We start from the raw sequence: 26,930 nt of genomic DNA, 5'->3' as shown, positions 1-26,930 counted from the left end.
CACCTGCGCCGGCGTCACCACCTACAAGGCCGTGAAAAGCTCCAACATTCGCCCCGGCCAGTGGATCGCCATCTATGGCCTCGGTGGCTTGGGCAATCTGGCCCTGCAATATGCGAAGAATGTGTTCAACGCCAAAGTGATTGCCATCGACGTCAACGACGAGCAACTGCGCTTCGCCAGCGAGATGGGCGCCGACATGGTGGTCAACCCCCGCACCGAGGATGCAGCGAAAGTCATTCAGGCCAAGACCGGTGGTGCCCATGCAGCCGTGGTTACGGCAGTAGCCAAAGCCGCGTTCGACTCGGCGGTAGACGCCCTGCGTGCCGGTGGCCGCCTGGTTGCGGTCGGCCTGCCCTCCGAAGCCATGAACCTGAACATCCCCCGCCTGGTACTGGACGGCATCGAAGTAGTCGGCTCGCTGGTGGGCACCCGCCAGGACTTGCAGGAGGCTTTCCAGTTTGCCGCAGAAGGCAAAGTCGTGCCGAAGGTGACACTCCGGCCGATCGAAGACATCAACCAGATCTTCGACGAGATGCTGGAAGGCAAGATCAAAGGCCGCATGGTGATCCAGTTCGAAGGTTGACCTGCTGACTACGCGACGAAGATTACCACTGCACAGCCCGCAGACAATCCGTTGCGGGCTTCGCCTCCACCGGTCAGTTTCTGCCCATTGGGGCAACGCTCAAGTTCGACCGCACGTTCATGCCCTGTAGCAAAGGGGTCACCCCGTCCACAAGTGGCGACGTTGCGCACGCATGGCTACGAATACATTGATGATTGCCAGCACCGACAAACACTTGGGCGGCCGGCCCACCCTCATGCGGGCAATCGGCAGCCGCTTCTTTGAGAATCTTGTCCAACGATTCAACCATGCTGGAATAATCCATTCCTGACTCCGTCGTTGGTGAACATCGCTTACGTTCAACCATAGCTGAGAAACATTTCAACAGTACGCTGGGAAATAACCTGATACAGACCACTCCCTTCAGTGAAGCTGACCGATCACCGGCATACCAGGTTCAAAGAAAAATCTCGCACTGTTCGACGTGAGGGTTTTGAATGGTCTGTACGGCTTGTACTTGCAGGAGACAGCAATGACCATTCGCAGCCTGGCCAGAATTCTTCCCCAAGACCCCAACCGTCCAGGCTGGGTGCTTGGATGGGGTGTACTAAGAGACCGCTACCCCTGGCATTTTGTCGATGTCTATGCCGACCAGCAAACAGCACAGGCAGAAGCGCGGCGGCGCGGCGCGGGCTATGTGGTCGAGCATGGGTCACACCGGCTGGGGTCGAAGGAATTCATCTGTGGAACGAGCCTGCCGGAAGGCTAGCGCTACGTTACTCGCTGCTGCGCACAAAAATCCGACAGAGTGACCAGGGCATCACAGCCGCGTGAGCTAAAGTTCTTGATGAACACACGCAACGTGAGATACCCATCATGATAAAAAGTGAAGCAGAAGAGGTGATCGAGCGTATCAGGCAGGATCTCGAGAAGCATGGCGTGACTATCGGCTTTGTACAAGAAGTTACCATACCGTATTTCGGTTGTGATCTTGACCACTACGTTGCGCAGGTCAGCGAGGCGCCAGGGAACTTGGTCAAGCGCATCCTGATACACGATGAGGCCCTATGGAGGGCGTTCAGGCGAGGTGATGTGCCTCGCTGCAAGATCAGTGAATGCCAATGCCGAGGCGAGCTGTTCGGCATGCCCATCATGATAGAGCCAAGAACCGATGACTCTTACACCATCCTGTACAACAACGGTCAAACAGGGTTTTGAGCTAACCGACGTACCCTCCGCAGGACTTTGGCCTGCGGAGAACTCAAGCCGAGGCGCGACTCAGCATTTTACCTTCCACAACTGGTCAATTCGCGTCGTGTAGGATCGGCTCATCATCTCCCTCTTCATGCCCCAATCCGGCACCGCGGGCACACTGGCAGTGCGCACTGTACCCCTCCCCCAGCGCCCATTGATGTCGTCCATGACCGCCATCAATCGGTCGCACGCCACCGACTGCTTCAGGGCAAAAAGATCTTCTGAAAATTCGCCCGGTTGTCGAAGGTCCATCAACAGCACCTCGGCCTTGCTGTAGCGAAACCCAGGGCGGAAGATTTGCTCGACCGCTGCCGTAGCCAGCCCGGTCATGAGCAGTGTGTCGCAGGTCGGATAGGGCAGCTCCACCAATGCTCCCTGGGCGTGGTGTGGCTCCTGCGGGTTGAACATGCCGGTGCGGATGCTGACGCGCATGCGCTTGCACAGCGAACCCTGGGCACGCAACTTTTCCGCCGCACGGCCAACGTAGGTGGCCACTGCCTGCTTGATCGGCGCCAGGTCAGCAAGCCGCCTGCCGAACATGCGGCTGCAGCATATTTCCTGCTTCGGCGGCTCGACCTCATCCAGCTCAAGGCAGGGCGTACCGGCCAGCTCCCGGGCCGTTTTCTCCACGACCACGCTGAACTTGCGTCGCAGCGTCCAGGCATCGGCCCTGGCCAGGTCCATCGCCGTATGGATGCCCATTGCCTCGAAGTGGGCGGCCATGCGCCGGCCAACACCCCACACCTCCTTCACCTTGGTATTGCGGAGCACCCAGTCGCGCTTGAACGCATCGGTAATGTCCACAACCCCGCCCGTCTGGGCCTGTATGCGCTTGGCCGTATGGTTGGCCAGCTTGGCGAGCGTCTTCGTACCGGCGATGCCAACGCCAACCGGGATGCCCGTGCATTGAAAGACTCTTGAACGCACATTTCGCCCAAACAGGGTCAGGTCGCCCTGAATTCCGGACAGGTCAGCGAAGCACTCGTCGATGCTGTAAACCTCGGCGGCAGGCACCATCGACTCGATCAGCGACATGACGCGCTCGCTCATGTCGCCATACAGCGCGTAATTGCTACTGAAGGCCTTGATGCCGTGGCGGCGTAATTTGTCCTTGGCCTGGAAATACGGTTCGCCCATCTTCACGAAGGGTTTTGCGTCGTATGACCTGGCAATCACGCAGCCGTCATTGTTGCTCAGCACCACGATCGGGGTCTTGGCCAGGTCGGGCCTGAACACACGCTCGCAGCTCGCGTAGAACGCATTGCAGTCGATGAGCGCGAAAACCGGGTCACTGCGCATGGTCACGAACGCTGTAACGCACAACGCCCCATACCACGAAGTCATCCCCTTCCATGATGTACCGCGCCGGGTAAGCGGGGTTTTCAGACTTGAGGATCACCACCCCGTCGCGGCGGTGCAGGCGCTTGCACACCGGCTCGCAGTTGACCGCGGCAATGACGATGTCGCCGTGCTCCGCCTCACGGCCACGGTCTACGATGACCAGATCACCTGAGTAGATGCCAGCGCCTTGCATGCTGTCGCCTTCAACTTTCACCAGATACACATGGGGTGCGCGGATGTCGAACAGCTCATCCAGGGAAATATGGCCTTCCAGGTGGTCTGCGGCAGGCGAAGGGAAACCGGCCGGAACGTGGAACGAGTACTGCGGGAAGGATTCGGTGCCGCCAGTCGGCGGACCGAGATAGGTGATGGTCATGACGGAAGGTCCAATGCAAACTGTATGCATATACAGTAAATCCGGCATTGGGCATGCGGTCAATCACGCACGGCGAAAATTCTGACGGACGAGAGGTGGATTATGTGCGGGCGCTACTCGATCTACGAGTCGATGGATCATTACCTGCGCCAGCTCGCGCTGGACCTGGTGGTGATCAATGGCTACGACCACGAGCCGATCAACCGCTACAACGTTGCGCCGTCCACGCGTGTGGAACTCGTTCGCCAGCGTGGTGACGGTTTGTACGTGGACCGGGTCAAGTGGGGTTGGTCGCCTGCCTGGGCCAAAGGCAAGCGCCCGGATCCGATCAATGCTCGAGCCGAGACGGCAGTGACAGGTAAATTCTTCAAGGCGCTTTGGCCGAACGGCAGAGCCCTGGCGCCTGCCAATGGTTGGTTTGAGTGGCTCGCGGATCCAGCGGACCCAAAGCGCAAGCAGCCCTGCTACATCACCAGTGCAGACGGCGGCCCGCTTTTCTTTGCGGCGCTGGCAGAGGTGCACCACGGCGTGGCACCGGATGAGCGCGATGGCTTCGTGATCATCACTGCAGCCGCAGACCAAGGGCTTATCGACATCCACGACCGAAAGCCTCTGGTGCTGACGCCGCAACTGGCAAGGGAATGGCTGGACCCCGCCACATCGGCGCAACGTGCGGCGACGATCATCGAAAAAGGCTGCCGCCCCGCACAGGATTTCCGCTGGTTTCCGGTTGGAAAAGCAGTGGGCAATGTTCGCAACGAGGGGGCGGAGTTGATAGAACCTGCCAATGATCGGGACCGTCAGGGGGACCTGGGGTTTTGAAGCGGGTAGCCGGGCTTCCCGCTTCGCAGGCGCTCATTAGCCTGCTTCCTCCACCTGCTTGTAAATGCGGAATCCCCGTGCCTGATAATTTTGAAGGGCAGCAGGATGGTCAAGTGTGCACGTGTGCACCCATACCCGCTCTGTGCCAGGCCACTCCCATGCAGATAGGGCGGCGTGGCTCAACAGCGCCCCGCCGAACCCGCACCCAATGAACTGCGGCGCCAGCCCGAAATATCGGATCTCACTGTTACGGCCATCGGGGCGATAAAGCTCGTAGTAGCCGGCAATTGCACCTCGGTGATAGGCAACCCACGTTCGATGGCAATCCTGCTCAACGAGCGCCTGCCAATCGGCGTCACGCCAGGTATCAAGATCGCCCCATTCCCAGGACGCGCCTACGAGCTGGTAGAGGAATTTGTTGAATAGCGCCTGAGGCACTTCGCACTCGATAATCTGTAGGTCATGCCGCTGGGGCTTCGCCTGCAGGTCTGAAGCCGAAGTCATTTCCAAGTAGTAGGTAGTGCAAGAACGATTCATTACGGGCACCCTTTGCTCCCTTTCGTGCGCAGACAAGCATGCCAGCAACAGCTTGATTTCGGCCAGCCCGCGCGTGCGCCTCGTAAGGGGCGCAAGACAGCGTCTTGGCCGGGGCTCAGCAGTACGCAATCAGGCGTAGGGCTAATGCCTGTCAGTTACGTAATTTGGGGCCGCTTTGCGACCCTTCGCGGGCACGCCCGCTCCCACAGGGGGGCGCGCATTTCTTGAGTTCAGCGCTTGAAACGTGTGGGAGCGGGCGTGCCCGCGAAGGGCTGCAAAGCAGCCCCAGTAACGCTTAACTGACAGGCATTAGCCGTAGGGCTGCCATTAATTTAGGAACGTTTGGCATTTTTTGACGCGCAAATAAAAACCCCGCAGACGTTAATCTGCGGGGCTTTCGAATGGTGGAGGCCGAGGTCGGAATCGAACCGGCGTAGACGGATTTGCAATCCGGAGCATAACCACTTTGCTACTCGGCCTCAAAGTCGGACATAGCAGCTTGCGCTTTGCTATCCCCTTGAAACACTGAACCTTTTTCAAAGTTCGCTGCGTTTCGATGGGCGCCATTATGTCTTCATTCTTTTAACCTTGCAACCCCCTCGACGAAAAAAAATTTCAACGGGTTCAAGGTGTTAGCGCAGGCGGCCGAGTTTACTCCACAAACCCACCAAGGTGTTCTCCACCGCGCCACTGGCTGCCACGCCGATTCGCTCCTGCAGGCTTTTACGCTCGGCATAGTGCAGGTGGAACAGGTTGGCGTTGCGGGCACGTTCGCTCAGGTACTCGTCGCTGGTCTGCAAGGTATCTACCAACTGGCGGTTCAGGGCCGCCACGCCTAGCCACACTTCACCGGTAGCCACTTCATCGATGTGCAATTGCGGGCGGTAACGGGCAACGAAGTCCTTGAACAACTGGTGGGTGATGTCGAGGTCTTCCTGAAACTTCTCCCGGCCTTTCTCGGTGTTTTCGCCGAATACGGTCAAGGTGCGCTTGTATTCGCCGGCGGTCAGCACCTCGAAATCGATGTCGTGTTTCTTCAGCAAGCGATTGACGTTGGGCAATTGCGCCACCACGCCGATCGAACCCAGTACGGCGAATGGCGCACTGACGATCTTGTCGCCGATACAGGCCATCATGTAACCACCGCTGGCAGCCACCTTGTCGATGCACACGGTCAGCGGGATGCCTGCCTGGCGAATGCGCGCCAGCTGGGAGGCGGCCAGGCCGTAGCTGTGCACCAGGCCACCGCCGCTTTCCAGGCGCAGTACCACTTCATCGCGTGCGGTAGCGAGGGTCAGCAGCGCAGTGATTTCATTGCGCAGGCTTTCAGTGGCCGAGGCCTTGATGTCGCCATCGAAGTCCAGGACGAACACGCGGCCCTGCTCGTCAGCCTTGCCTTTGCCCTTCTTCTGTTGTTTCTCCGCCTTGGCCTGCTGCTTGCGCAGCGCCTTTAGCTGGGCCTTGTCGAGCAAGCCGGATTCCAGGCGCTCGCGCAGGTCCTTGTAGAACTCGTTCAGACGGGTGACCTGCAACTGCCCACCCGATTTGCGCCGCCCTTTGCCACGCAGCCCGGCGATGGCCGATAACACCACCAGAATGGCGATGACCAGGGTGGCGGTTTTGGCGAGAAAGCTTGCGTATTCGGCAAGAAACTCCACGTTGACTCCTTAAATACCAGCGCCATCACGGCGCGTAACTGTTGCAAGCATACCGGTGCATCTGGCGTGCTGCCAGCGTACGCAAACGCTGGCAACATCTTTCAAACAACCTTTTCAAACGCTTGTATGTTTTTCGTTGACAGCCTCTGTGCCGCGTCCTAACCTCGCAGCAACCTCCTACAGGCCGGAACCTTCCGTGGGCAACCTCTACCTGATCCGACACGGCCAAGCCTCTTTCGGTGCCGCTGACTACGACGTACTTTCGCCAGTGGGCGAACGTCAGAGCCTGGCGCTGGGCGAACACATGGCCCAACTCGGCGTGCGGCTGGACCGCTGCGTAGCTGGGGACCTGCGCCGCCAGCAGGACACCGCGCGCCTGGCGCTGCAGGCCTTGCACGCCACGGGTTGCCCGGTACCCGCTGTAGAGACCGACGTGGCGTTCAACGAGTTCGATGCCGACGGTGTTATCCGGGCCATGCTGCCTGGGCTGCTGCCGGCAGAGCCCGATGCGCTGCAGGTGCTGCGCAACGGTGCCGAGCACCGCAGCGAGTTCCAGCGCCTGTTCGCACTGATGGTGCAGCGCTGGCACGATGGCGAGCACGGCGACGATGACCTGGAAACCTGGCAGGCCTTCACCGGCCGTGTGCACGCCGGCCTGCAACGCGTGCTGGATGCAGCCGGCAGCGGCGACAACATCGCTATCTTCACCTCGGGGGGCACCATTGCTGCCCTGCTCCACCTGGTGACCCGTATCACCCCCAGCCAGGCGTTCGCGCTGAACTGGCAGATCATCAACACGTCGCTCAGCCAGCTGAAGTTTCGCGGCCGCGACGTGGCGTTGGCTTCCTTCAACAGCCAGGCCCATGTGCAGCTGTTGAGGGCGCCGGAGCTTGTCACTTACCGATAGATCCGGCTAGTTATGTCCCTGTGGGGACGTGTAAATCACTCAATAAGGAATGCGCCATGACCTCCGTAGCTGATGCCGTCAAAAAGATGCAAGAGAAGTTCAACCCATCCGCTGCCGCCGGCCTGGACCTGGTGTTCGGCTTCAACATCACCGATGAAGACAAGTACTACGCACTGATCGTCAAGGACGGCACCTGCGAACTGCAGGAAGGTGAAAACCCGGATGCCAACTGCACCCTGGTGATGGACAGCGAAACCCTGAAAGGCATCGTCAGTGGCGAAACCGACGGCATGCAGGCCTTCATGGGCGGCAAGCTGCGCGTAGAAGGCGACATGATGTTGTCGATGAAGTTGAGCGAACTGTTCCCATCCTGAAGGCCGGGAACAGCGCATGATCGAAAACCGAAGCCTGACCGGCTTCGGTTTTTTTTTGCCTGCCCAACCCATCAATGGCTGCATCAAGGCAGCTGATCGTACAGCAACACCCCCACCTATTACGCACCTGGGACGCTTGTTCCATAACGGGCAGGCCATTAGATTAGCCAATAGTTCCTGCGATCGAGAATAAGGAAAACGCATGACGCTCACCGACCAGTCCACCCAGGCACGCCCCGGCGAAGAGCTCGACGCGGGCGTCATCGATCCTTATCTGAAGGCCAACATCGCCGGCCTTGATGGCCAGCCCAGCATCAGCCAGTTTCCGGGCGGTGCTTCCAACCTCACCTACCTGGTCAGCTACCCTGGTCGCGACCTGGTGCTGCGCCGCCCGCCGTTCGGCCAGAAGGCCAAGTCCGCCCACGACATGGGCCGCGAGTTCCGCATCCTCAACCAACTGAACAGCGGCTTCCCGTACTGCCCAAAGGCCTACGTACACTGCACCGACACCAGCCTGATCGGCAGCGAATTCTATGTGATGGAACGGGTCAAGGGCGTCATCCTGCGCTCGGACATTCCGGCTGAACTCAAGCTGGATGCCGAGCGCACCGAAACCTTGTGCAAAAGCTTCATCGATCGGCTGGTCAAACTGCACCAGGTGGACTACAACGCCTGCGGCCTGGCCGACCTGGGCAAGCCGGAAGGCTACGTGCAGCGCCAGGTAGAAGGCTGGACCAACCGTTACGAGAAGGCCCTGACACCGGATGCGCCGCACTGGCAACACGTGACCGCCTGGCTGCACGAGAAAATGCCCGCCGACCACCCCCGGCCCGGCATCGTGCACAACGATTACCGCTTCGACAACGTGATCCTCGACGCGGACAACCCTATGCGCATCATCGGCGTACTGGATTGGGAAATGGCCACCCTGGGTGACCCTTTGATGGACCTGGGCAACAGCCTCGCCTACTGGATCGAAGCCGGTGACCCGGCCCCAGTGCAACTCATGCGCCGCCAACCCAGCAATGCACCAGGGATGCTCAGCCGTCGGCAGTTCGTTGACTACTACGCCGAGCGGGCCGGAATTCGCCTGGAAAACTTCGATTTCTACTACTGCTACGGCCTGTTCCGCCTGGCCGGCATCGTCCAGCAGATCTACTACCGCTACTACCACGGCCAGACCCAGGACAAGCGCTTCGCCCAGTTCATCCACATGAACCGCTTGCTGGAACAGATGACCCTGCAGGTCATCGCCAAGTCCAGCCTTTGAGCCCCGCCCACCACGGATCACAAGGAAAACAGCATGCCCAAGACCCACCTGTTCGACCTCGATGGCAAGATTGCCTTCGTTTCCGGCGCTAGCCGTGGCATTGGCGAGGCCATTGCGCACTTGCTGGCGCAGCAAGGTGCCCACGTGATCGTTTCCAGCCGCAAGCTGGAGGGCTGCCAGCAAGTGGCGGACGCCATCACTGCTGCAGGTGGCAAGGCCACGGCGGTGGCCTGCCACATCGGTGAACTGGAGCAGATCCAGCACGTGTTTGCCGGCATCCGCGAACAGTTCGGGCGCCTGGACGTGCTGGTCAACAATGCCGCCACCAACCCGCAATTCTGCAACGTGCTGGACACCGACCCGGGCGCCTTTCAGAAAACCGTGGACGTCAACATCCGCGGTTACTTCTTCATGTCGGTCGAGGCCGGCAAGCTGATGCGCGAGCATGGCGGCGGCAGCATCATCAACGTGGCCTCGATCAACGGGGTGTCGCCAGGCTTGTTCCAGGGTATCTATTCGGTAACCAAGGCAGCGGTCATCAATATGACCAAGGTGTTCGCCAAGGAGTGTGCCCAGTTCGGTATCCGCTGCAACGCCCTGCTGCCGGGCCTGACGGACACCAAGTTCGCCTCGGCGCTGGTGAAGAACGATGCCATTCTCAACGCGGCCTTGCAGCAGATCCCCCTCAAACGCGTGGCCGACCCCAAGGAGATGGCCGGCGCGGTGCTCTACCTGGCCAGCGATGCCTCCAGCTATACCACCGGCACCGCGCTGAACGTCGACGGTGGTTTCCTGTCCTGATCAGGCTTTGACCGCCACCAGGGTATAGCTCAGGGGCAGGCGTGCGGGCTGTTGGCGAAGGCGATACTCGCCGTCGTCGCCCTTGATCATCTGCCCTGGCAGCGCCTCCCAGGGAATGCTCTGGTGCTCGACCAGCGTGGTCAGGTGCAGGCCGTGGCTCAGCAAGGCACTGATCACCTCGCCAAGACCGTGGTTCCATTCGTGGGTTTCGCTGTGGGCCAGCCGCTGATCGGTTTCGACGTAAGTCTGGTCGCTATGCCACACCGTTGGCTCCTGCTGCTCGAAATAGGGGTATTCGAGCTGCAAGCGGTCCTGGTGGTCCTCGTTGACAGCCATCAGCATGGGGTGGCCATCGCGCAGGAACAGCCGCCCGCCCGGTTTCAGCAAGGCCGCGACGGTACGGGCCCAGGGCTCGATGCGAGGCAGCCAGCAGAGCGCGCCAATCCCGGTGTAGACCAGATCGAAGGTGCGCCCTGGCAGCGCCTTGTCAGCCGCGTAAACATCAGACTCGACATACTCGATAGACGTTCTGCAGCGTGCTGCCAACACCCTGGCCTCGGCCAGCGAAGCGGCAGAATAGTCCAACCCGCACACCTGGGCGCCAAGGCGGGCCAGGGAGAGGGTGTCGGTGCCGATGTGGCACTGCAGGTGGATTACATCAAGGCCGTCGATATCGCCCAACAATGGCAAATCAAAACGCACGGTGTCGGACAGCCGGTCGCGGTCGCGAACGAGCTGTTCGATTGCGTAGTCCTTCGAGGCAGCATGCAGCGGAGCGCGTTCGTCCCAACTGGCACGGTTGAGTTGCAGGGAATGGTCCATGGTGTCTTCCTTGAATGCGAGCAGTTGATGCTAGACGCCGCACTCACCGGCCGACAGAACTACCTTGCAAAAAAATGTAAACCAGCTGTCTCTGTCCGCCAAAGGGTAGCCAAATACCCTTACAAGCAGGTCGCTGCCGCTGCCCGGCGCTGCAGCGCCACGCCGTCGTGCTTCTGCGCGTAGTAATCGACCCGCGTGCCACCGGCCTGCGGGTACACGTCCACGAACGCTTCGGCTTCACGGGTATACACCGTCAACCCGCCCTGCTTGCGCGGTTGCAGGTAGCCACTGGCATCGTCACCGAACACCCTCTCTTCCTGCCAGCTGTACTGAATGCACTGGGCCACCAGCTCTGGCGCCTTCTGCGAGTCGAGCTGCGCCGTCGGCTTGCCGCCGCGGGCAGTGTCCATGGTCGCAGCAGCACAACCAACCAGCATCAGCGCCGCAGCCATCGGCAGAATCGCACGCATGTTCCATCCTCGGGGGTTTGAAAAAGAAGCGACTCTAGCATTGGCACGCAGCGCGAGTGAATTGTCACGCGTATTCCGCTGTCGCAGACAATACAAGCCGTCATAAGGACATTGCCATGAAACTGCACTATCTACTGTTCGCCGCCCTGCCCTGCCTGCCATTGGCTGCCACCGCTGCCCCCTCGAGCGAAGAAAGCGTCACCGCCCCGGAAACCCACAACCGCGAGCTGAAGGTCGGTGACAAAGCGCCAGACCAGTACAAGCGTGACGAGGAAGCCATCAAGAACTGGAAAGCCAAGGGCCTGCCACAGCCTGAGAAGGAAAGCCACTGGGTGCGCATGGGCGATCACTATGTGCTGATACAGATTACAAACGGCGTGGTGCTGGCCATTCAGCCTGCGTCCTGATTCAACCCGCTGCGTCCAGCGCCACCATGTGCACGGTGTCGCGCCCGGCGGCCTTGGCCTGGTAAAGCGCCGCATCGGCCTGCGCCAACAGGCTGGCGGTGCTGTCTTTGCTCCCCGGCACACCGCACCACAGGCCAACGCTGAAACGTAGCTCGATGTGGTCACCGGCAAACCGGGCCGGGCTGCGCGCAATGGCCTCGCGCAGCCCTTGCACGGCAGCCAGGGCCCCGGCGCGGTCGGTAGCAGGCAGCAGCAACAGAAACTCCTCTCCACCGTAACGCCCGAGGCTATCGCCCTGGCGCAGGCGTTGCTGCAACTGGCGTACGCAATGGCACAACACTTCGTCACCGGCCAAGTGCCCATACAAGTCGTTGATGCGCTTGAAATGGTCGATATCGATCATCGCCACCGCAAGGCTCACCTGCTGCCCGCGTGCGCGGTCCAGTTCGCTGGCAAAGCGCTCGAGAATCGCCCGACGGTTGAGGGTACCGGTGAGCACATCATGCAAGGCCAGGTGCTGCAGGCGCGATTCACTGCGCTCCTTGGCCATCAGCACCAGCCCAATCGAATACATCATCACCGTCACGGTGCCAATGGCTACCGAGATGCTCTGTTTCAGGTTGCTGGTGTCATAGCGCATTTCCACAGCCGTGCCATTGGCCACCGCAACCACCCGCATGCCCAGGCCCACCAGGCTGATCAGCGCACCGATCTCCAGCAGCAGGTGCGCTTTGCCCGGTCGTTCGCCATGGCGCCATGCCCAATAAAGGATCAGCGCACATTGCAACATCAGCACCAGGGTCGCCAGCAACATGCGCGGCTCCAGGGTATCGAGCAGCAGCATCAACCCCACCAGCATGAACGCCGGGATGATGAAAATGACCCGCCAGGGCACTACCCGCTCGCGCACACGGAACAAGCTGGCCGTATAGAAGGCCAGCGCCAGCGAAAGCAGGCTGTTGCCCAGCCCGTAGCTGAGCCAAAGGGGGGCCTGGGCGTAAAGGGTGTAGCAGACGTAAGCCAGTGCGTGCACCAGCAACCCGCAACCAGTGAGCATCAGGTTGTCGCGGCGGTTGCCGTGCCCGACCAGCAACAGGCAGAACGCCAGGATGGTGGCAACCAAAGCAACAGCGGCGAACAAGGTAGGAGTATGCGCGATCATCATGATTCACTGAGTGGCAGAATGCCGTCTTGGCTGCGGCTTACCGTGCAGTCTAGAGCCGCCACGGGCGCCCGGCCATGACCGTACGGGACAGAACAGCAACCGAGAAGCACGTGGAGGATCGTGGATAGCACAAATTTTTGCCCGCCCAGGAAACCAAATGGATCGATCCGGGTCTCAGAAAGTGTGCGGTAAACCTTTGTGGATCAAGGACCTATCTCGTGACAAACCGTCTTGCAAGCCTTTCGCTGGTTGCTGTTGTACTGCTGACTGCAGGTTGCCACAGCCATCGCTACCATGACGACGACGGCTGGCGTGATCGCGACCGTGACCATCGCCACCACCGGCATGACCGCGACGATGACGACCGTCAATACCGCGGCGACCGCTACTAACGCTGAAGCGGCTACAGCTCCGGCTCGCCGCCGTTCAGGCGGCACCTTAACCTGGTGAAATTTTCGAGGTTCATATCATGCGTCTGACTCTGCCTTCCGTTGCCCTTGGCCTGCTGCTGTGCCAAGGCGCTTTCGCCGGTGATGGTACTGCCGCCATCGGCGGTGGCCTGGGTGGCGTACTGGGTAATGTGGTTGGTCAGCAATTAGGCGGCAAGACCGGCGCAGCCATTGGTGCGGGCGTTGGCGGCGCAGCAGGCAGTGCGGTAGGGGCTCGCAAGGGCAACCGTACCGAAGCGGCGCTGGGCGGCGGCCTGGGCTCGGCGGGCGGCTCATTGCTGGGCGGTGCAGTTGGCGGGCAGACCGGCTCGACTGTAGGCGCAGGCCTGGGTGGCGCCGCCGGGGGCGCCTTGGGCAACCATCTGGGCGACGACGACCGTGGCGGCAAGAAGCACCGCCGGCACCGTCACTGACCAGCCGAGCTGGACGGGGCCGCTGACGCCGATCGGCAGCAGCGGCCTTGAACCCTGCAGTACATCAACACCCCCTTCCCCGCAAGGTGGCACACTGGCTGCTACTGTCTAACGTGCCCTTGTGTGAAGGAACACCCCCTCCCCATGAACCAAGAGTTGCTTTGGGTGCTTGGCCTGCTGGCCATCGTCATTGTCCTGTTCGTCATCAACCGCCCACGCATGGACGTGGTTGCGCTGATGGTGATCCTTGCCCTGCCGCTGCTGGGCATCCTCAGCGTGGAGCAGGCACTGGCCGGCTTCAGCGACCCCAATGTGGTGCTGATCGCCGCCTTGTTCGTGATCGGCGAGGGCTTGGTCCGCACCGGTATTGCCTACCGCATTGGCGAGTGGATGAGCGAGCGGGCCGGCAACAGCGAGGCGCGCCTGCTGGTGCTGCTGATGGTGGCGGTAGCCGGCCTGGGCTCTATCATGAGTTCCACAGGCGTGGTCGCCATTTTCATCCCGGTGGTGCTGAGCATTGCCGCGCGCCTGCAGCTCTCGCCCAGCCGCCTGATGATGCCGCTGGCCTTCGCCGGCCTGATCAGCGGCATGCTCAGCCTGGTCGCCACGCCACCCAACGTAGTGGTGCACAGCGAGCTGGTACGCCATGGCCACGCCGGCTTCAGCTTCTTCAGTTTCACCCCCTTCGGCCTGGTGGTGCTGGTGCTGGGTGTCGGCTACATGCTACTGACCCGCAACTGGCTCAATGGCGAAGTGCGCAAGGACGGCCGCGTGGAAAGCCGCCGCACCCTGCTGGACCTGGTACTGGACTACAAGCTCAACGGGCGCGAGCGGCGCTTGCGCATCCGCCCACACTCGCCGCTGATCGGCCATACCCTTGGCGAACTGGAACTGCGTACGCGGCATGGCGCCAACGTGATCGGTATCGAGCGCCAGCACAAGTTCACCACCCGGGTCATCACCGCCGATTCCAACACGGTGCTGCACCAGGGCGACGTGCTGCTGCTTGACCTGTTCGCCAACCATGACAACCTGCGTAGCCTGTGCCAGACCATGCAACTGGAGCCCCTGCACTTCAAGGCGGCTTATTTCATCGACCAATCCCAGGAACTGGGCATGGCCGAGGTGTCGCTGCCGCCTGGCTCGCAGCTGATCGGTAAAAGCATCCTTGAACTGGCCTTTCGTACCCGCTATGACCTCAACGTGGTCGGCCTGCGCCGCGAGCAAGCGGCGATTGAAGACCAGTTGGTAGAAGAAAAGCTGCGCCTTGGCGACACCCTGCTGGTGGTCGGCCCGTGGAAGGCTGTGCGCCTGCTGCAGGGCAAACCCAAGGACTTCCTGGTACTGAGCCTGCCTGCAGAGATCGACCAGGTAGCACCAGCCCGCACCCGCGCACCGCAGGCGTTGCTGAGCCTGGCAGTCATGGTGGGGCTGATGGTCAGCGGCGTGGTACCCAATGTCATCGCCGCGCTGATCGGCTGCCTGCTGATGGGCGCAGGCCGTTGCATCGACATGAACAGCGCCTACCGCGCCATCCACTGGCAAAGCCTGGTGCTGATCGTGGGCATGCTGCCATTTGCCCAGGCACTGCAGAAAACCGGCGGCATCGACCTGGCCGTGGGCGGCCTGGTCAGCGTGCTGGGCGGAGCCGGCCCCAGTGCCATTCTGGCCTGCCTGTTTGCGGTTACCGCGGTGATCGGCCTGTTCATCTCCAACACCGCCACGGCCGTGCTGATGGCACCTGTTGCGGTCAGCACGGCGGCGCAGTTGGGCATGTCGCCCTACCCGTTTGCCATGACCGTGGCGCTGGCTGCATCGGCGGCGTTCATGACGCCGGTGTCTTCGCCGGTCAACACCTTGGTGCTGGGCCCGGGCCAATACCGCTTCGCCGATTTCGTCAAGATCGGTGTGCCGTTCACCGTGCTGGTGATGCTGGTCACCGTGCTGATGGTGCCGTGGTTCTTCGGCCTGCAGTAAAAACGCCAAGCATTAGCGGCAATTTGGCATTATTACGACCGGCCACGGCAGATTGACATCAACTGCCATGACGAAACACACTGCCGAGCAAAGTCCCAGGTGCTACAAGGCGTTGTCCTGGATTTCGTCTCCGCTTGCCGGTCGAGCCCATGGTTTTCCCAGCCCCATCGCGCCTGTTGCCCTACGTTGCTCTGCTATGCCTGACCTTCGGCCTTACCTTGGGCGGCATTCTTGCGCGCCCGATCGAGTCCCTGTCATTGTTCTGGCCTGTGAATGCGGTACTGGCCGGCGTGTTGCTGCGGCACCCGCGCCAAGCCACGCTGGCCGGCTTCAGCCTGGTGTGGCTGGCCATGGTCGGCGCCGACCTGCTGTGCGGCAGCGCCTGGCTGCCCGCACTGTGGTTCAACCTGTGCAACCTGGGTGTCGTGGTCACTCTCTGGCTGCTGCTATCGCGCCTGCCCCGTGTGCACCGGCGCTTGCGCACCCCCCAGGGTGTACTCAGCGTGTTCGCCGCCTGTGCCGCCGGCGCCGTGGTCGCGGCCAGCATGGCAGCAGCCATGGCCGCGCCCTGGTTTGAACAGTCCCTTGGCGCCACCTGGCGGGCGTGGTTCAGCGAACAGTTCTCGACCAGCGTGCTGATCCTGCCCGTGCTGCTCACTGCACCCTCGATGCGAGCCCTTATACGCGGTGGCACGCAGCCTGTACGGCTGGCACCGCTGCTGGGGCTGCTGGCCTCACTGGCGTTCAGCATTGCCTTCGGCGGCCCTGGCGCCATCGCCTTCCCCATCGCCGCACTGCTGTGGTGTGCCTGGACCTACTCGCCGTTTCTGGTGTCGCTGCTGGCGCTTACCGCCGGGAGTACGCTGATCGTGGCCGTGGCACAAAACCTCATGCATTTCAGCGTGCCGCAAAGTGCGCCGGGGGTGACGACACTGTTGTCCGCGCGCCTGGGCATTGCCATGCTGGTGCTCGGGCCGCTGGTGGTGGCCTGCGTCAGCCAGGCCAACCGCAGCCTCATGGCCCGCCTGGCCCACCAGGCTACCATCGACCACCTCACCGGCGCGCTCTCCCGCAGCGCCTTCACCCGCCGCGCCAACGCGCTGCTGGACAGCCGGCAGCAGGCCCAGGCACTGCCACTGACCCTGATGATGCTGGACATCGACCATTTCAAGTCGATCAACGACGCCCATGGCCATGCCGTGGGCGACCAGGTGTTGCGCCAGTTCGCCGGCGCCCTGCAAGACCAGTTGCACAACAATGAACTGTTTGCCCGCCTGGGCGGCGAGGAGTTCGTCGTGGTGATGCCAGGCCTTGCGCCCGAGCGGGCCACGTTCACCGCCGAACGGCTGCGCCGTGCCGTGCAGGACCTGCACGTGGTCCAGGGCGACAAATGCCTGCAAATTACGGTCAGCATTGGCGTGGCCGGCTGCGAAGCGCACATGCCGTCACCCAGCCTGGACCTGCTGCTGGCCAGCGCCGACCAGGCGCTGTACCGGGCCAAGGCCCACGGCCGCAACTGTGTGGAGCATGCCGACCCGCAGCGCCAGGTGGTGTGAGTCAGCCGACGAACACATCCCACGACAGCTTGGCGATCAGCACGCACAACAGCACCAGGAACAGCCCGCGAACGAAGCCCGCGCCCTTGCGCACGGCCAGCCAGGTGCCGGTCAACGCGCCAAGGATATTGCACAGGGCCATGGGCAGGGCAATGGCGTACAGCACGTTGCCCGACGGCACGAAAAACACCAGCGCCGCCAGGTTGGTGGCAATGTTCACGACCTTGGCCGAGGCCGATGCGTGCAGGAAATCCAGGGCGAAGAAGCGGATGAACAGGAAGATCAGGAAGCTGCCGGTGCCAGGGCCGAACAGGCCATCGTAGAAACCGATCGCCCCACCAATCAGCACTGCCAGGCATTGCTCCTTGCGGCCGATCCGGGCCGGTTTGTGCAGGGTGCCGAAGTCTTTCTTGCAGAACGTGTACACCGCCATCAGCACGATCAGCACCAACACCGCCGGGCGCATTACCCCCGGCGGCAGCAGCGACACCGTGGCAGCACCGGCGAACGACATGACAAAGGCGCTGACCGCCGCGGGCACGATCAAGCCCCAGTCCAACGTGACCTTGCGGATGAACGAACGCGCTGCGAAGGCCGTGCCACACACCGAAGCCAGCTTGTTGCTGCCTAGCAATGCCGCCGGTTGCGCGGTGGGTAGCACGTTGAACAACGCGGGAATCTGGATCAAACCGCCGCCGCCCACGGCCGCATCGATCAGGCCGGCGGCAAAGGCGAATACAGAAAGTACAGCGATATCCATCATGACGCGGTTCCAGGCAGTGGGTACAGGTGCAAGGCTAACTAAAAGGGCGTGGCTGTGTTGAAATGCCATATTGCGAAAACTGCAACAAGGAGCAGCGCATGGCATTGGACATGCTGCGGGAAATTCAGGCGTTCGTCAGCGTCGCGCACAAGCGCAGCTTTGTCGCCGCGGCCCGGGCGTTAGGGCGTTCGCCCAGCGCAGTTACACGCGCGGTACAAACCCTGGAAGACAACGCCGGGAGCAAGTTGCTGAACCGCAACGCCAATGCGGTCACCCTGACCGCAGCGGGCGAACGCTTGCTGCCGCACGCCGAGCGCTTGCTGGATGTGCAACGCGATGCAGCCGACGAACTGGCTGCGCTCAGCGGGAACGCACAAGGCTGGATCCGCTTCGCCGTGCCGCAACTGCTGGCCGAACACCTGTTGCCCCAGGTGCTCGCGGATTTTTCCCGTCGCCACCCCCAAGTCACGCTGGATGTGCAGTACAGCGACGAAGCGCTCGACCCACTGCTGGGCAAGTTGGATTTTGCAGTACGCGGCGCCTTCCCGCAGTCCAGCGAACTGATCGGCTACCCGCTTTGGCCCTACCAGCGGCACTTGTATGCGAGCCCGGCGTACCTGGCCTTGGCCGGTACGCCGGCGCATCCCGAACAGCTGGAAGGCCACTCGCTGATCCTGCATACCGCACCGCGCATCCTCAAAGCCTGGCACTTTTGCCGCGATGGCCAGATCACCAGCGTGCGGCCCAGGCCGCGGTTGCGCCTGGCCTCGGGCACTGCGGTGTACCACGGCGCCCTGGCGGGTGCCGGTATCGCGCGCCTGGCGGCCTGGCTAGGCGAGGCGCAGGTCAAGGCCGGGCGCTTGGTGCGGGTATGCGCGCCATACCGCCTGACCTCCAGCACTGGCCAGGACCCGCAAATGCACGCCGTATACCCGGCGGGCGAGCTGCCCGCCCGGGTGCGCGACTTGCTGATAGCCCTGCGCCAGGCCGGCCGGGCGCCATGAACAGCCCTTCGAAAAGGCTGTTCAATTTCTGCTCAATTTAACAGAGCCCGCCACCGGCATGGCTTACAGCACTTTATCCACAGACCTACCCACGTTTTTTGTGGACAGATTTCCCAACGCAAAGAATGACTTATCCCACACCCAGCAATGCCGCATTGGCCAGCTTTACCAGCTCGATCCACTCTGACGTGCTGATATCCCCAGCCTGCTCCAGCGCTTGTGCATTGCGCAGCGCCTGCTCGTAACCCTGCTCATCCAACGTGCCCTCGGCGAGGAAACGGCTACGCCACTCCAGGGCGGCGCAGGCGCCTTTCTTGCATTCCATTAATGTGTCGACTCCCAGCGGAAAAGGCCGACCCGAATGAGCGGCGGCGGGAGACTACACGAGGTATTAATGCTTGAAAATGCCATGCAGCGACCGCTGGTCCAGCGATGCTGACGAAGGGAATAGTGGCCATTTGCCAGGAAATTTGGCCCGAGCTTGAAGTAGACGGGCCGCGCAGAAAAAACCGATCACCCTCAGCTTGGCGGAATGGTGCCAAGCAGACCGATCAGAATAGTGAGTAGCAGAAACCCCCCCAGGAACAGCGCCAGCTTGCCCATTGGTACCTCGACAGTTGTGAAGCGGGAATGGGCGTATTGTCGGGCCTGGGCTGATACGGTTACAGATTCAGGTTGGCGCAAAAAAAGCGTATCAGATGCAGCGCACGACACGTGGCAGCGTTGGGGCGCCCCTCAGCCCAATTGCTGAAGCTTCTCTGCCGGTAACCAGCCCAGCTCGCCGTTGCCATGGCGCCGACACCACAGCCACCCATTGAGCGGCCGCACCATCTGCACCAGTTGCCCCGGGTCGGCGTCCAGTTCGTGCGCACAGTAATGATCGAGCGCCCGCCCCTGGCAAACGCTGAGCCGTTCAATCAGCTGCGCGGGCACCCAGCCGGGCTCCTGGCCGGTGCAACTGCACAAATACCAGTCCTGCCAGCCAGGCTCGCCTTCATAGCGCGGGCCAATCTCCAACAAAGTGCCTTTGGCAAAGCGGATAGGCCGCGGGTACTCACTGCGGTGGGATTCGATCACAACGTAGTGCATGGGCCTCTCCTTGGCCGGGAAACCTTCGCGCCAGGCTCAGGCGGCAGATACCGCCCGTCATCGGCGCATGTATGGGGCGACAACGGCAATGATACATACCAAATGCCACGGTGTTTCCTGCGGCATGCAGAGCATTGTGACAGCCCCTGTTTTGCAGAAGTTGCACCGGCCCTGGGTAGGTCCCGCGCAGGTTGCTGAAGGCCCGGCACCTGCTGGCTGTGCAAGGTAAGTGCAACATAACATTTCCAAAGCTGATCGAGCCCTGCGCAGCGGGCCTGCCGAGGGAGAACCGGCCCAACCCAGCGGATACTGGATGCCAGACGGCACGTGGCAACATATACAGAAATGCATCTTGTAGGAAACTTTACCGCTCAATGTAGGAAATACCGCGAACACCAGATTTTCCTGTATGAAACATCAGTTTCTAGAGGTAATTCGAGCTGCTACGGTCCATGCTTCCTACAACGGCACGGAAGCCCACAGTGTGAGAAGCCCATGGACCCTTTCAACGCTTCAGCCCTGAAACTGCAGAAAAACCTGCTGAACCTGCGCATTGAGCGGGACCGCCTGAGAAGTGTGGGCAAACACCAGGAAGCTGATCAACTTGCCCAGTCTGTCGCGCAACTGGAGGCGGCTCTGCAGCAGTTGCCAGATGACCTCAAACCAAACACCTTGCAGTGAGGATACCCACGCGGTGCCCCCAGCCGGTGAAGCCTGCCGGGCTGAAAAGCCCGCCTGGGGCCCCGCACAACGATCCCCTGCGGCCGGCTGACGCTGCCCCGCATCCACAATTCCACTGGCCTTGATCCTGATAATTAATTGGAGGCAAGCGCTCATCCGCCTTACCGTGGCAAGCCACCAAGCCCCAGTAGAAAAGGCCAGTTCCATGAACGACCGTGAGTTCATCAATGCCATCGATGCCGATGGCCTGCCCCTGCACATCGCTGTCAGCAACGGCCGCATCAGCCACATTGGCGCGCAGCGCGCCAGCACCCCGGCCCGCGAAACGATCGACCTGGAAGGCTTGCTGGTATTGCCGGGTTTCGTTGATGGCCACATTCACCTGGACAAGAGCTTCGTGGGTGATCGCTGGCGCCCGCACCAACCTGTCGCCAGCCTGCGCGAGCGCCTGGCCGTGGAAAAACGTGAGCTGGCGAGCGCACCGCCCATCATCGAGCGCGCCGACGCGCTGATGCGTCAGGCAGCTGCGTACGGCACCTTGGCCATGCGTTGCCATGTGGACGTGGACGCCACCACCGGCCTGAGTCACCTGCACGCCATGCTCGAAGCCCGAGACAACTGGAAACACCTGCTCGACATCGAGCTGGTGGCCTTCCCCCAGGCCGGCGTGGTCACCTGCCCTGGCACCGCCCAGGTCATGGAGGCCGCTATCGGCGAAGGGGCTCAGGTGGTTGGCGGCATCGACCCCACCACCTTGGACGGCGACGCTGACGCCCAGCTGGATATCATCTTCGGCATCGCTGAGCGGCACGGCGTTAAAGTCGATATCCACCTGCATGAACCCGGCGATATCTGCATCGCCCAACTTCAGCGCATTGCCGCGCGCACCCAGGCCCTGGGCATGCAAGGCCTGGTTGCGGTCAGCCACGCCTACGGCCTGGGCGACGTCACCGACGCGGTGGTCGACCACACCGCCGAGGCGTTGGCGGGCGCAGGTATCTCGATCATGACCAATGCCCCGGGCGACCGCGCCTTTCCGCCGGTGCTGCGCTTGCGCGCCGGGGGTGTGCAGGTGTTCACCGGCAACGACAACATCCAGGATGCCTGGTGGCCGTATGGCAATGGCGACATGCTGCAGCGGGCGATGCTGGTCGGTTACCGCTCGGGGTTCAACACCGACGAAGAGCTGCGGGTGGCGCTGCAGATGGCGACCGAGGCCAGTGCCGCGGTCATGGGCAAGCAGGATTACGGCCTGCACCTGGGTAACGAGGCCAGCTTCGTGTTGTTGAGGGCGCCCAATGCGGCGGCCGCGGTGGCGGCTGCCATTCATGAACGGGTGATCGTCCGCCACGGCGCGTTCTGGGGCGGGCCTGCACAGGTGCACCTGCAGGCTGGCCAGTTCGCTGCCGAACTGCGGCGCTGACAACAGCCCTGGCCGGCTTCGGCACTCAAGCGGCAGCCGCCCGTTTGCCCTCTTCGCTGGTCTCGAACTGCCCGACCAGCTTCTGCAACTTGCCGGCATCCACCCGCACCTTCTGCGCACTGCTCTGCAACACCACCGCAGTCTGGCGCATCTCGTGGGAAGACTGGTTGACCTGCTCGATGGTCTTGCCATATTCCAGGCTGCGCCGGTTGAGCTGCTGGATGATCGCGAACATACCCTCCACCGCCTGGTGCAGTTGCACGTTTTCGGACGAAGCGTCCTCGGCCAGGCGCAGGCTGCTGTCCACGTCCTGCACGCCCCGCTCCATGAAACTCACGGCCTGACGGGTCTCACCCTGCAGGCTCTCGACCATGGTGCGTATGTCATCGGCAGCCCGCGCCGTTCGCGCCGCCAGGCTGCGCACCTCGTCGGCCACCACGGCAAAGCCACGGCCGTGCTCGCCAGCGCGCGCCGCCTCGATCGCAGCATTGAGCGCCAACAGGTTGGTCTGGTTGGTAATGTCACTGATCAACCCGGTGATGTTGTCGATCTCGACCATGCGGCTGTCAAGGCGTTGCACACTGGACGACGAACGCGCCACCACGTCGCGGATCGACTGCGTACCGGCCTGCACCGCCTGGAACTGCTCGCGGGCGCGGGTGACCACTTCGTCCATGGCCTGCTTCATCTGCTCGGCGCTGACCGAGGCCTGCTGCAATTCGCCCAAATGCTCTTCCATGATGATCATCATCTGATGCACGGCCTCGGCCACGTCAGCCGAAGTGACGCTGGCATCCTGGCTACGGCCCAGCATCATCTGGTTGGTGACGCCCACCGTGTGGCTGGCCTTGACCACCTGCCCTACCACTGCATCCAGGCGGTCGATGAAGCTGTTGATCCAGCGGGCCATGTCGCCGCTTTCATCGTTACCCACCGTGTGGGTATCCAGCCGCTGGCGCAGGTTGCCCTCACCCTCGGCGATGGTCCGCAGCACATTGCTCATGCCATTGAGGCGCGCCGCCACACGGCGCGGCCCGAGCATGCCGAACAGCACCGCGGCGGCGAGCATGGCCAAGGCTTCGACCCCCTCGTTCAGGCCCTGCGGCAGGCCCGCGTAGTGCTGCACCAGGTAGTTGCAACCGAACAGGCCGACCATCGTCGCAAGGTAGGGCTTCATCAAGCCATAACTGAGCGAGCGGCGCCGGTACACTTCCTCGAGGTCTGCCTCGCACATCATTCCCCAGCGGTCCGGCGAGCCCGGCAGCTGGAAGGTCACGCCCTTGCCCACCACTGGCACATGACGGTAGTCGGAATACCCGGGGTAGGTAACGAACACGTTGGCGCCGCAACGGATGGTTTCGCGTACCCCCGGGTGCAGCTCGCGGGTGGATGGGTCGGTGAAACGCAGCTCCAGCTCGGTATGGCGCTGCACCTGCACGGTGCCCCACGCCGTGTGAACGCCGTTTTTCAGGTTCTCGCCGTGGGTGAAGGTGGCATCTTCGAAACGCGAGCGCGACAACGCCGTACCCGGCTGGATCGTCGGGTCGAAGCGCGACTGCGCCATGAACAGGTAGTTGTCACCCGATTCGGCGTAAATATGCCCGGCCTCGCGCTGGATCAGATCGCCCAGCACATCGTTGGGTACGCGACCACAGAGGCAACCCACGACGTTGCCGGTAACCTTCACAGGCTGGTAGAACATCAGGGTTACCTCATCGTGAAAGCGCGAAGAGGACGGGCCGATGCTCAAGGTCAGCGGGTCGCAATAGGGGCCGTGCAAAAATGGCGCCTTCAGCCCCTTCGCCAGCGCACGGGTGTGCTCGATGGGCGCTGTTGCCCGTTGCGGCCAGGTCGAGGCAAGCACCTTGCCAGTGGGGTCGACGACGAACAGCTCGGAGAAGTCCTCGGCCTGGGCAAGCTTGTCCTGCAATTGCGCGCTGCCCAGCCGGTCAAAGCCGGGGGCCAGTTGCTCGGCCAGCTCGGCCAGGTGCTCCCATTGTTCGTGCGCCCACTCCTGCAGCAAACGGACGCGGGTCTGGGCAATGGCCTCGAAGGTTTGCTCGATTTGCGGATAATTTGCCCGGTTCAAGTGGCATGCCCAGCCCATGCTGAACTTGCCGGTTCTGCCAAACCAGGGCAGCCAGCCCTTCTCTTGGGATGACAACTGCATGGAAGCACTGGAAAGCGACATTATCTTCACCATAAGCGACATCGAATGGCAATTTGATAGCAAGTCGCAGGCCAATAGAGGCATCGGGGTAGAATCACGGTTTACCGCAGCACCCCGCCCGCTAAGGGTGCAAAAACACACCAGTCAGGTGGCGGGTTGCACCATGCAGGGGCAAAGGGAGGCGCCAAGCCCCTGAGCGCACGCGACTGCACCGCCGTTCGGGGTGCTCGCAGATCGCACAACAGTTCGATAATCGCACGAATTCCGCCAAACCCCCTCTACTGTAGCCCTGTCTTGCGGCACGCTATGGCCAAAGTCAGCAAGCAATTGCACATGCTGACAGGCCCACCGCTTTACAGGCGCCGGCCAGCCCGACAACTCCAACTCCAGGAACAACCAGGAGCTCGCCTTGATCAATAAAACGTACGAGTCCATCGCCAGCGCGGTGGAAGGGATCACCGACGGATCGACCATCATGGTCGGTGGCTTCGGCACTGCCGGCATGCCGTCCGAGCTGATCGATGGCCTGATCGCCACCGGCGCCCGCGACCTCACCATCATCAGCAACAACGCCGGTAACGGCGAGATCGGCCTGGCAGCCTTGCTGATGGCCGGCTGCGTGCGCAAGGTGATCTGCTCGTTCCCGCGCCAGTCCGACTCGTACGTGTTCGACGAACTGTACCGCGCCGGCAAGATCGAACTGGAGGTGGTACCACAGGGCAACCTGGCCGAGCGTATCCGCGCAGCGGGCTCGGGCATTGGTGCGTTCTTCTCGCCGACCGGCTACGGCACGCTGCTGGCCGAAGGCAAGGAAACCCGTGAAATCGACGGCCGCATGTACGTGCTGGAAATGCCGCTGCACGCCGACTTTGCGCTGATCAAGGCGCACAAAGGCGACCGTTGGGGCAACCTGGTCTACCGCAAGGCGGCGCGCAACTTCGGCCCGATCATGGCCATGGCCGCCAAGACGGCCATCGCCCAGGTCGACCAGGTTGTCGAACTGGGTGAACTGGACCCGGAACACATCATCACCCCGGGTATCTTCGTCCAGCGCGTCGTCGCCGTCACCGGCACCAGCGCTGCTTCGCTTGCCACCGCTGAATGAGGCCTGCCATGACCATCACCAAAAAGCTCTCCCGCACCGAGATGGCCCAGCGCGTGGCCGCAGACATTCAGGAAGGTGCCTACGTAAACCTCGGCATCGGCGCACCGACCCTGGTGGCCAATTACCTGGGTGACAAGGAAGTATTCCTGCACAGCGAAAACGGTCTGCTGGGCATGGGCCCTAGCCCGGCCCCGGGCGAAGAAGACGATGACCTGATCAATGCCGGCAAGCAGCACGTGACGCTGTTGACCGGTGGCGCTTTCTTCCACCATGCCGACTCGTTCTCGATGATGCGCGGTGGCCACCTGGACATCGCGGTACTGGGTGCCTTCCAGGTTTCGGTCAAGGGCGACCTGGCCAACTGGCACACCGGCGCCGAGGGTTCGATCCCGGCGGTGGGCGGCGCGATGGACCTGGCCACCGGCGCGCGCCAGGTGTTCGTGATGATGGACCACCTGACCAAGACAGGCGAAAGCAAGCTGGTGCCTGAATGCACCTACCCGCTGACTGGTATTGGTTGCGTCAGCCGTATCTACACCGACCTGGCAGTGCTGGAAGTCACGCCTGATGGGTTGAAAGTGATCGAAATATGCGCAGACATCGACTTCGATGAACTGCAGAAACTCAGCGGTGTGCCACTGATCCAGTGATCGAGCGCAGGCACCCGCTGTACAGGCAGGCCCTCGGCAAATGATCGATAACCGCATTCGGGTTCATCTGAATGCGGTTATTCGGTAGACTAGCGCCCGGGTGTCTGCTGCATGGTGCAGTGAGGCAGGTTAAAGAACAGCGCAGGTCGGGCCGCCATGCGGGAGTACTTGCGCCTATGCCTAAAACAGATTTGCCTCGCGCCCAGAAACTGGCCGAGCGCGCCTTCGCCAGCCTTCAACGCTTTTTGCACATCGAAGCAGTCAGTGGCATCGTGCTGTTGGTTGCCGCTATCGCCGCCCTTGTCTGGGCAAATTCCCCTGCCGCCGACAGTTATGAAGCCCTCTGGCACGCCCCGATAACGTTCGGCGTGGGCTCGCACGTGTATGCGCAGTCGCTGCATTTCTGGGTCAATGATGGGCTGATGACCATCTTTTTCCTGGTGGTGGGCATGGAGATCCGCCGCGAGATCCACGAGGGTGCGCTGGCCAGCCTGCGCCAGGCCATGCTGCCCATGGCCGCTGCGGTCGGCGGCGTAGCCGCACCGGCGCTTCTCTACCTCGGTATCGTTCATTCGCCAGCCGACCAACAGGGTTGGGCAGTGCCAACGGCCACCGATATCGCTTTTGCGGTAGGCGTATTGGCCCTGCTGGGCAAGTCGATTCCGTCCAACGTACGTGTGTTTCTGCTTGCCCTGGCGATCATCGATGACATTATCGCTGTGCTGATCATCGCGGTCTTCTACTCGGGTGGCCTCGACTACAGCGGTTTCGGCGTCGCGGCGATCGGCCTGCTGATGGTAATCGCGCTGCAGAAGATCGGTGTGGGGTCGGCCTACGCCTATATCGTTCCCGGTGCGATCGTTTGGCTGGGCATCCTGTTGACC

General features: G+C 61.9%; 32 protein-coding genes and 1 tRNA gene. 20 read left to right on the top strand and 13 right to left on the bottom strand.

Going from position 1 to position 26,930, the window contains the following annotated elements; all coding sequences use genetic code 11:
- The coding region (adhP, locus tag APH30_RS15275; protein WP_082416179.1) for an alcohol dehydrogenase AdhP at window positions 1–583 on the top strand (583 nt) is incomplete at its 5' end.
- 73 nt (window positions 584–656) lie between these two features.
- Here the strand turns inward: adhP and APH30_RS28765 are convergent.
- Window positions 657–887, bottom strand: a complete 231-nt coding sequence (locus APH30_RS28765) for a hypothetical protein (RefSeq protein WP_156326491.1) — start codon at window positions 885–887, stop codon at window positions 657–659.
- A gap of 207 nt (window positions 888–1,094) precedes the next feature.
- On the opposite strand from APH30_RS28765, the gene APH30_RS27995 reads away from it, so the two are divergent.
- Both APH30_RS27995 and APH30_RS15270 read left to right on the top strand, forming a co-directional pair.
- Window positions 1,095–1,331 carry a hypothetical protein gene (locus APH30_RS27995; protein WP_082416178.1) on the top strand — a complete coding sequence of 79 codons (237 nt, stop codon included), beginning with the start codon at window positions 1,095–1,097 and terminating at the stop codon, window positions 1,329–1,331.
- A gap of 107 nt (window positions 1,332–1,438) precedes the next feature.
- The gene (locus tag APH30_RS15270) at window positions 1,439–1,780 is read left to right on the top strand and encodes a hypothetical protein (RefSeq protein ID WP_054913024.1); all 342 of its coding nucleotides are present in this window, start codon (window positions 1,439–1,441) and stop codon (window positions 1,778–1,780) included.
- A gap of 60 nt (window positions 1,781–1,840) precedes the next feature.
- On the opposite strand, the gene APH30_RS15265 is transcribed toward APH30_RS15270, so the two are convergent.
- Together APH30_RS15265 and APH30_RS15260 are read right to left on the bottom strand one after the other, a co-directional pair.
- A complete protein-coding gene (locus APH30_RS15265) occupies window positions 1,841–3,115 on the bottom strand; it encodes a Y-family DNA polymerase (RefSeq protein WP_054913023.1) in 1,275 nt (424 codons plus the stop codon).
- Entirely contained in the window at window positions 3,105–3,533 is a 429-nt protein-coding gene (locus APH30_RS15260) for a LexA family transcriptional regulator (protein ID WP_009682126.1), read from the bottom strand. The genes APH30_RS15265 and APH30_RS15260 overlap by 11 nt, the downstream gene beginning before the upstream one ends.
- A gap of 102 nt (window positions 3,534–3,635) precedes the next feature.
- Between APH30_RS15260 and APH30_RS15255 the strand changes: the two genes are divergently transcribed.
- On the top strand, window positions 3,636–4,355 hold the full coding sequence (locus APH30_RS15255; protein ID WP_009682125.1) for an SOS response-associated peptidase family protein: 720 nt from the start codon (window positions 3,636–3,638) through the stop codon (window positions 4,353–4,355).
- A gap of 36 nt (window positions 4,356–4,391) precedes the next feature.
- Here APH30_RS15255 and APH30_RS15250 read toward each other — a convergent pair whose 3' ends face one another.
- From APH30_RS15250 to sohB, 3 genes are all read right to left on the bottom strand, one after another.
- On the bottom strand, window positions 4,392–4,892 hold the full coding sequence (locus tag APH30_RS15250; RefSeq protein WP_054913022.1) for a GNAT family N-acetyltransferase: 501 nt from the start codon (window positions 4,890–4,892) through the stop codon (window positions 4,392–4,394).
- Window positions 4,893–5,297: 405 nt separating this feature from the next.
- Window positions 5,298–5,371, bottom strand: a tRNA-Cys gene (locus APH30_RS15245).
- 153 nt (window positions 5,372–5,524) lie between these two features.
- Window positions 5,525–6,550 (bottom strand): protease SohB, encoded by a 1,026-nt coding sequence (sohB, locus tag APH30_RS15240; RefSeq protein WP_009682123.1) that lies wholly within the window; start codon window positions 6,548–6,550, stop codon window positions 5,525–5,527.
- Between the two features lie 196 nt (window positions 6,551–6,746).
- On the opposite strand from sohB, the gene APH30_RS15235 reads away from it, so the two are divergent.
- The 4 genes from APH30_RS15235 (at window position 6,747) to APH30_RS15220 (ending at window position 9,902) form a co-directional block, all read left to right on the top strand.
- Entirely contained in the window at window positions 6,747–7,457 is a 711-nt protein-coding gene (locus APH30_RS15235) for a histidine phosphatase family protein (RefSeq protein ID WP_054913021.1), read from the top strand.
- 56 nt (window positions 7,458–7,513) lie between these two features.
- Window positions 7,514–7,831 (top strand): SCP2 sterol-binding domain-containing protein, encoded by a 318-nt coding sequence (locus tag APH30_RS15230; RefSeq protein WP_054913020.1) that lies wholly within the window; start codon window positions 7,514–7,516, stop codon window positions 7,829–7,831.
- Between the two features lie 202 nt (window positions 7,832–8,033).
- Window positions 8,034–9,101 (top strand): phosphotransferase family protein, encoded by a 1,068-nt coding sequence (locus APH30_RS15225; protein WP_054913019.1) that lies wholly within the window; start codon window positions 8,034–8,036, stop codon window positions 9,099–9,101.
- 33 nt (window positions 9,102–9,134) lie between these two features.
- Window positions 9,135–9,902 carry an SDR family oxidoreductase gene (locus APH30_RS15220; RefSeq protein WP_054913018.1) on the top strand — a complete coding sequence of 256 codons (768 nt, stop codon included), beginning with the start codon at window positions 9,135–9,137 and terminating at the stop codon, window positions 9,900–9,902.
- Here the strand turns inward: APH30_RS15220 and APH30_RS15215 are convergent, their stop codons facing one another.
- Complete coding sequence (locus tag APH30_RS15215) at window positions 9,903–10,724, bottom strand: bifunctional 2-polyprenyl-6-hydroxyphenol methylase/3-demethylubiquinol 3-O-methyltransferase UbiG (RefSeq protein WP_054913017.1); 822 nt, start codon at window positions 10,722–10,724, stop codon at window positions 9,903–9,905. It abuts the gene before it with no gap.
- A gap of 119 nt (window positions 10,725–10,843) precedes the next feature.
- The gene (locus tag APH30_RS15210; protein ID WP_029884996.1) at window positions 10,844–11,194 is read right to left on the bottom strand and encodes a hypothetical protein; all 351 of its coding nucleotides are present in this window, start codon (window positions 11,192–11,194) and stop codon (window positions 10,844–10,846) included.
- Between the two features lie 116 nt (window positions 11,195–11,310).
- Here APH30_RS15210 and APH30_RS15205 point away from each other — a divergent pair, with 116 nt between their 5' ends.
- A complete protein-coding gene (locus APH30_RS15205) occupies window positions 11,311–11,601 on the top strand; it encodes an RcnB family protein (protein WP_009682115.1) in 291 nt (96 codons plus the stop codon).
- A 1-nt stretch (window position 11,602) separates the two neighbouring features.
- Here APH30_RS15205 and APH30_RS15200 read toward each other — a convergent pair whose 3' ends face one another.
- Window positions 11,603–12,763 carry a diguanylate cyclase gene (locus APH30_RS15200; RefSeq protein ID WP_054913016.1) on the bottom strand — a complete coding sequence of 387 codons (1,161 nt, stop codon included), beginning with the start codon at window positions 12,761–12,763 and terminating at the stop codon, window positions 11,603–11,605.
- 221 nt (window positions 12,764–12,984) lie between these two features.
- Here APH30_RS15200 and APH30_RS29110 point away from each other — a divergent pair, with 221 nt between their 5' ends.
- The 4 genes from APH30_RS29110 (at window position 12,985) to APH30_RS15185 (ending at window position 17,161) form a co-directional block, all read left to right on the top strand.
- Window positions 12,985–13,158, top strand: a complete 174-nt coding sequence (locus tag APH30_RS29110; protein WP_165944143.1) for a hypothetical protein — start codon at window positions 12,985–12,987, stop codon at window positions 13,156–13,158.
- A 77-nt stretch (window positions 13,159–13,235) separates the two neighbouring features.
- Window positions 13,236–13,628 (top strand): glycine zipper domain-containing protein, encoded by a 393-nt coding sequence (locus APH30_RS15195; protein ID WP_009682112.1) that lies wholly within the window; start codon window positions 13,236–13,238, stop codon window positions 13,626–13,628.
- 144 nt (window positions 13,629–13,772) lie between these two features.
- Window positions 13,773–15,605 carry an SLC13 family permease gene (locus APH30_RS15190; RefSeq protein ID WP_029884999.1) on the top strand — a complete coding sequence of 611 codons (1,833 nt, stop codon included), beginning with the start codon at window positions 13,773–13,775 and terminating at the stop codon, window positions 15,603–15,605.
- 134 nt (window positions 15,606–15,739) lie between these two features.
- On the top strand, window positions 15,740–17,161 hold the full coding sequence (locus tag APH30_RS15185; protein WP_054913015.1) for a GGDEF domain-containing protein: 1,422 nt from the start codon (window positions 15,740–15,742) through the stop codon (window positions 17,159–17,161).
- 1 nt (window position 17,162) lies between these two features.
- Here APH30_RS15185 and APH30_RS15180 read toward each other — a convergent pair whose 3' ends face one another.
- Entirely contained in the window at window positions 17,163–17,924 is a 762-nt protein-coding gene (locus tag APH30_RS15180; RefSeq protein ID WP_009682109.1) for a TSUP family transporter, read from the bottom strand.
- Between the two features lie 98 nt (window positions 17,925–18,022).
- Between APH30_RS15180 and APH30_RS15175 the strand changes: the two genes are divergently transcribed.
- Window positions 18,023–18,928: a LysR family transcriptional regulator gene (locus APH30_RS15175; protein WP_054913014.1), complete on the top strand. Its 906-nt coding sequence runs from the start codon at window positions 18,023–18,025 to the stop codon at window positions 18,926–18,928.
- A 130-nt stretch (window positions 18,929–19,058) separates the two neighbouring features.
- On the opposite strand, the gene APH30_RS15170 is transcribed toward APH30_RS15175, so the two are convergent.
- Window positions 19,059–19,253: a hypothetical protein gene (locus APH30_RS15170; RefSeq protein WP_029885002.1), complete on the bottom strand. Its 195-nt coding sequence runs from the start codon at window positions 19,251–19,253 to the stop codon at window positions 19,059–19,061.
- Window positions 19,254–19,663: 410 nt separating this feature from the next.
- Complete coding sequence (locus APH30_RS15165) at window positions 19,664–20,017, bottom strand: SH3 domain-containing protein (RefSeq protein WP_029885003.1); 354 nt, start codon at window positions 20,015–20,017, stop codon at window positions 19,664–19,666.
- A 495-nt stretch (window positions 20,018–20,512) separates the two neighbouring features.
- Here APH30_RS15165 and APH30_RS29570 point away from each other — a divergent pair, with 495 nt between their 5' ends.
- Window positions 20,513–20,698 carry a hypothetical protein gene (locus APH30_RS29570; protein WP_054913013.1) on the top strand — a complete coding sequence of 62 codons (186 nt, stop codon included), beginning with the start codon at window positions 20,513–20,515 and terminating at the stop codon, window positions 20,696–20,698.
- 205 nt (window positions 20,699–20,903) lie between these two features.
- Window positions 20,904–22,121: an amidohydrolase family protein gene (locus APH30_RS15155; RefSeq protein WP_054913012.1), complete on the top strand. Its 1,218-nt coding sequence runs from the start codon at window positions 20,904–20,906 to the stop codon at window positions 22,119–22,121.
- 25 nt (window positions 22,122–22,146) lie between these two features.
- Here APH30_RS15155 and APH30_RS29985 read toward each other — a convergent pair whose 3' ends face one another.
- A complete protein-coding gene (locus tag APH30_RS29985; RefSeq protein WP_370593820.1) occupies window positions 22,147–22,797 on the bottom strand; it encodes a methyl-accepting chemotaxis protein in 651 nt (216 codons plus the stop codon).
- A gap of 1,492 nt (window positions 22,798–24,289) precedes the next feature.
- Here APH30_RS29985 and APH30_RS29105 point away from each other — a divergent pair.
- The 4 genes from APH30_RS29105 to APH30_RS15135 form a co-directional block, all read left to right on the top strand.
- Window positions 24,290–24,487 (top strand): hypothetical protein, encoded by a 198-nt coding sequence (locus tag APH30_RS29105; protein WP_177333734.1) that lies wholly within the window; start codon window positions 24,290–24,292, stop codon window positions 24,485–24,487.
- A gap of 213 nt (window positions 24,488–24,700) precedes the next feature.
- Window positions 24,701–25,396 carry a 3-oxoacid CoA-transferase subunit A gene (locus tag APH30_RS15145; RefSeq protein ID WP_009682100.1) on the top strand — a complete coding sequence of 232 codons (696 nt, stop codon included), beginning with the start codon at window positions 24,701–24,703 and terminating at the stop codon, window positions 25,394–25,396.
- 8 nt (window positions 25,397–25,404) lie between these two features.
- Entirely contained in the window at window positions 25,405–26,046 is a 642-nt protein-coding gene (locus APH30_RS15140) for a 3-oxoacid CoA-transferase subunit B (protein WP_054913010.1), read from the top strand.
- A 176-nt stretch (window positions 26,047–26,222) separates the two neighbouring features.
- Window positions 26,223–26,930 (top strand): Na+/H+ antiporter NhaA (locus tag APH30_RS15135; protein ID WP_177333735.1); only part of this gene is annotated, 708 nt, incomplete at its 3' end.

The sequence above is a fragment of the Pseudomonas sp. NBRC 111127 genome, assembly GCF_001320345.1.
GTDB classification, from domain to species: Bacteria; Pseudomonadota; Gammaproteobacteria; order Pseudomonadales; family Pseudomonadaceae; genus Aquipseudomonas; species Aquipseudomonas juntendi.
This window is presented reverse-complemented; position numbering and strand designations above follow the sequence as displayed.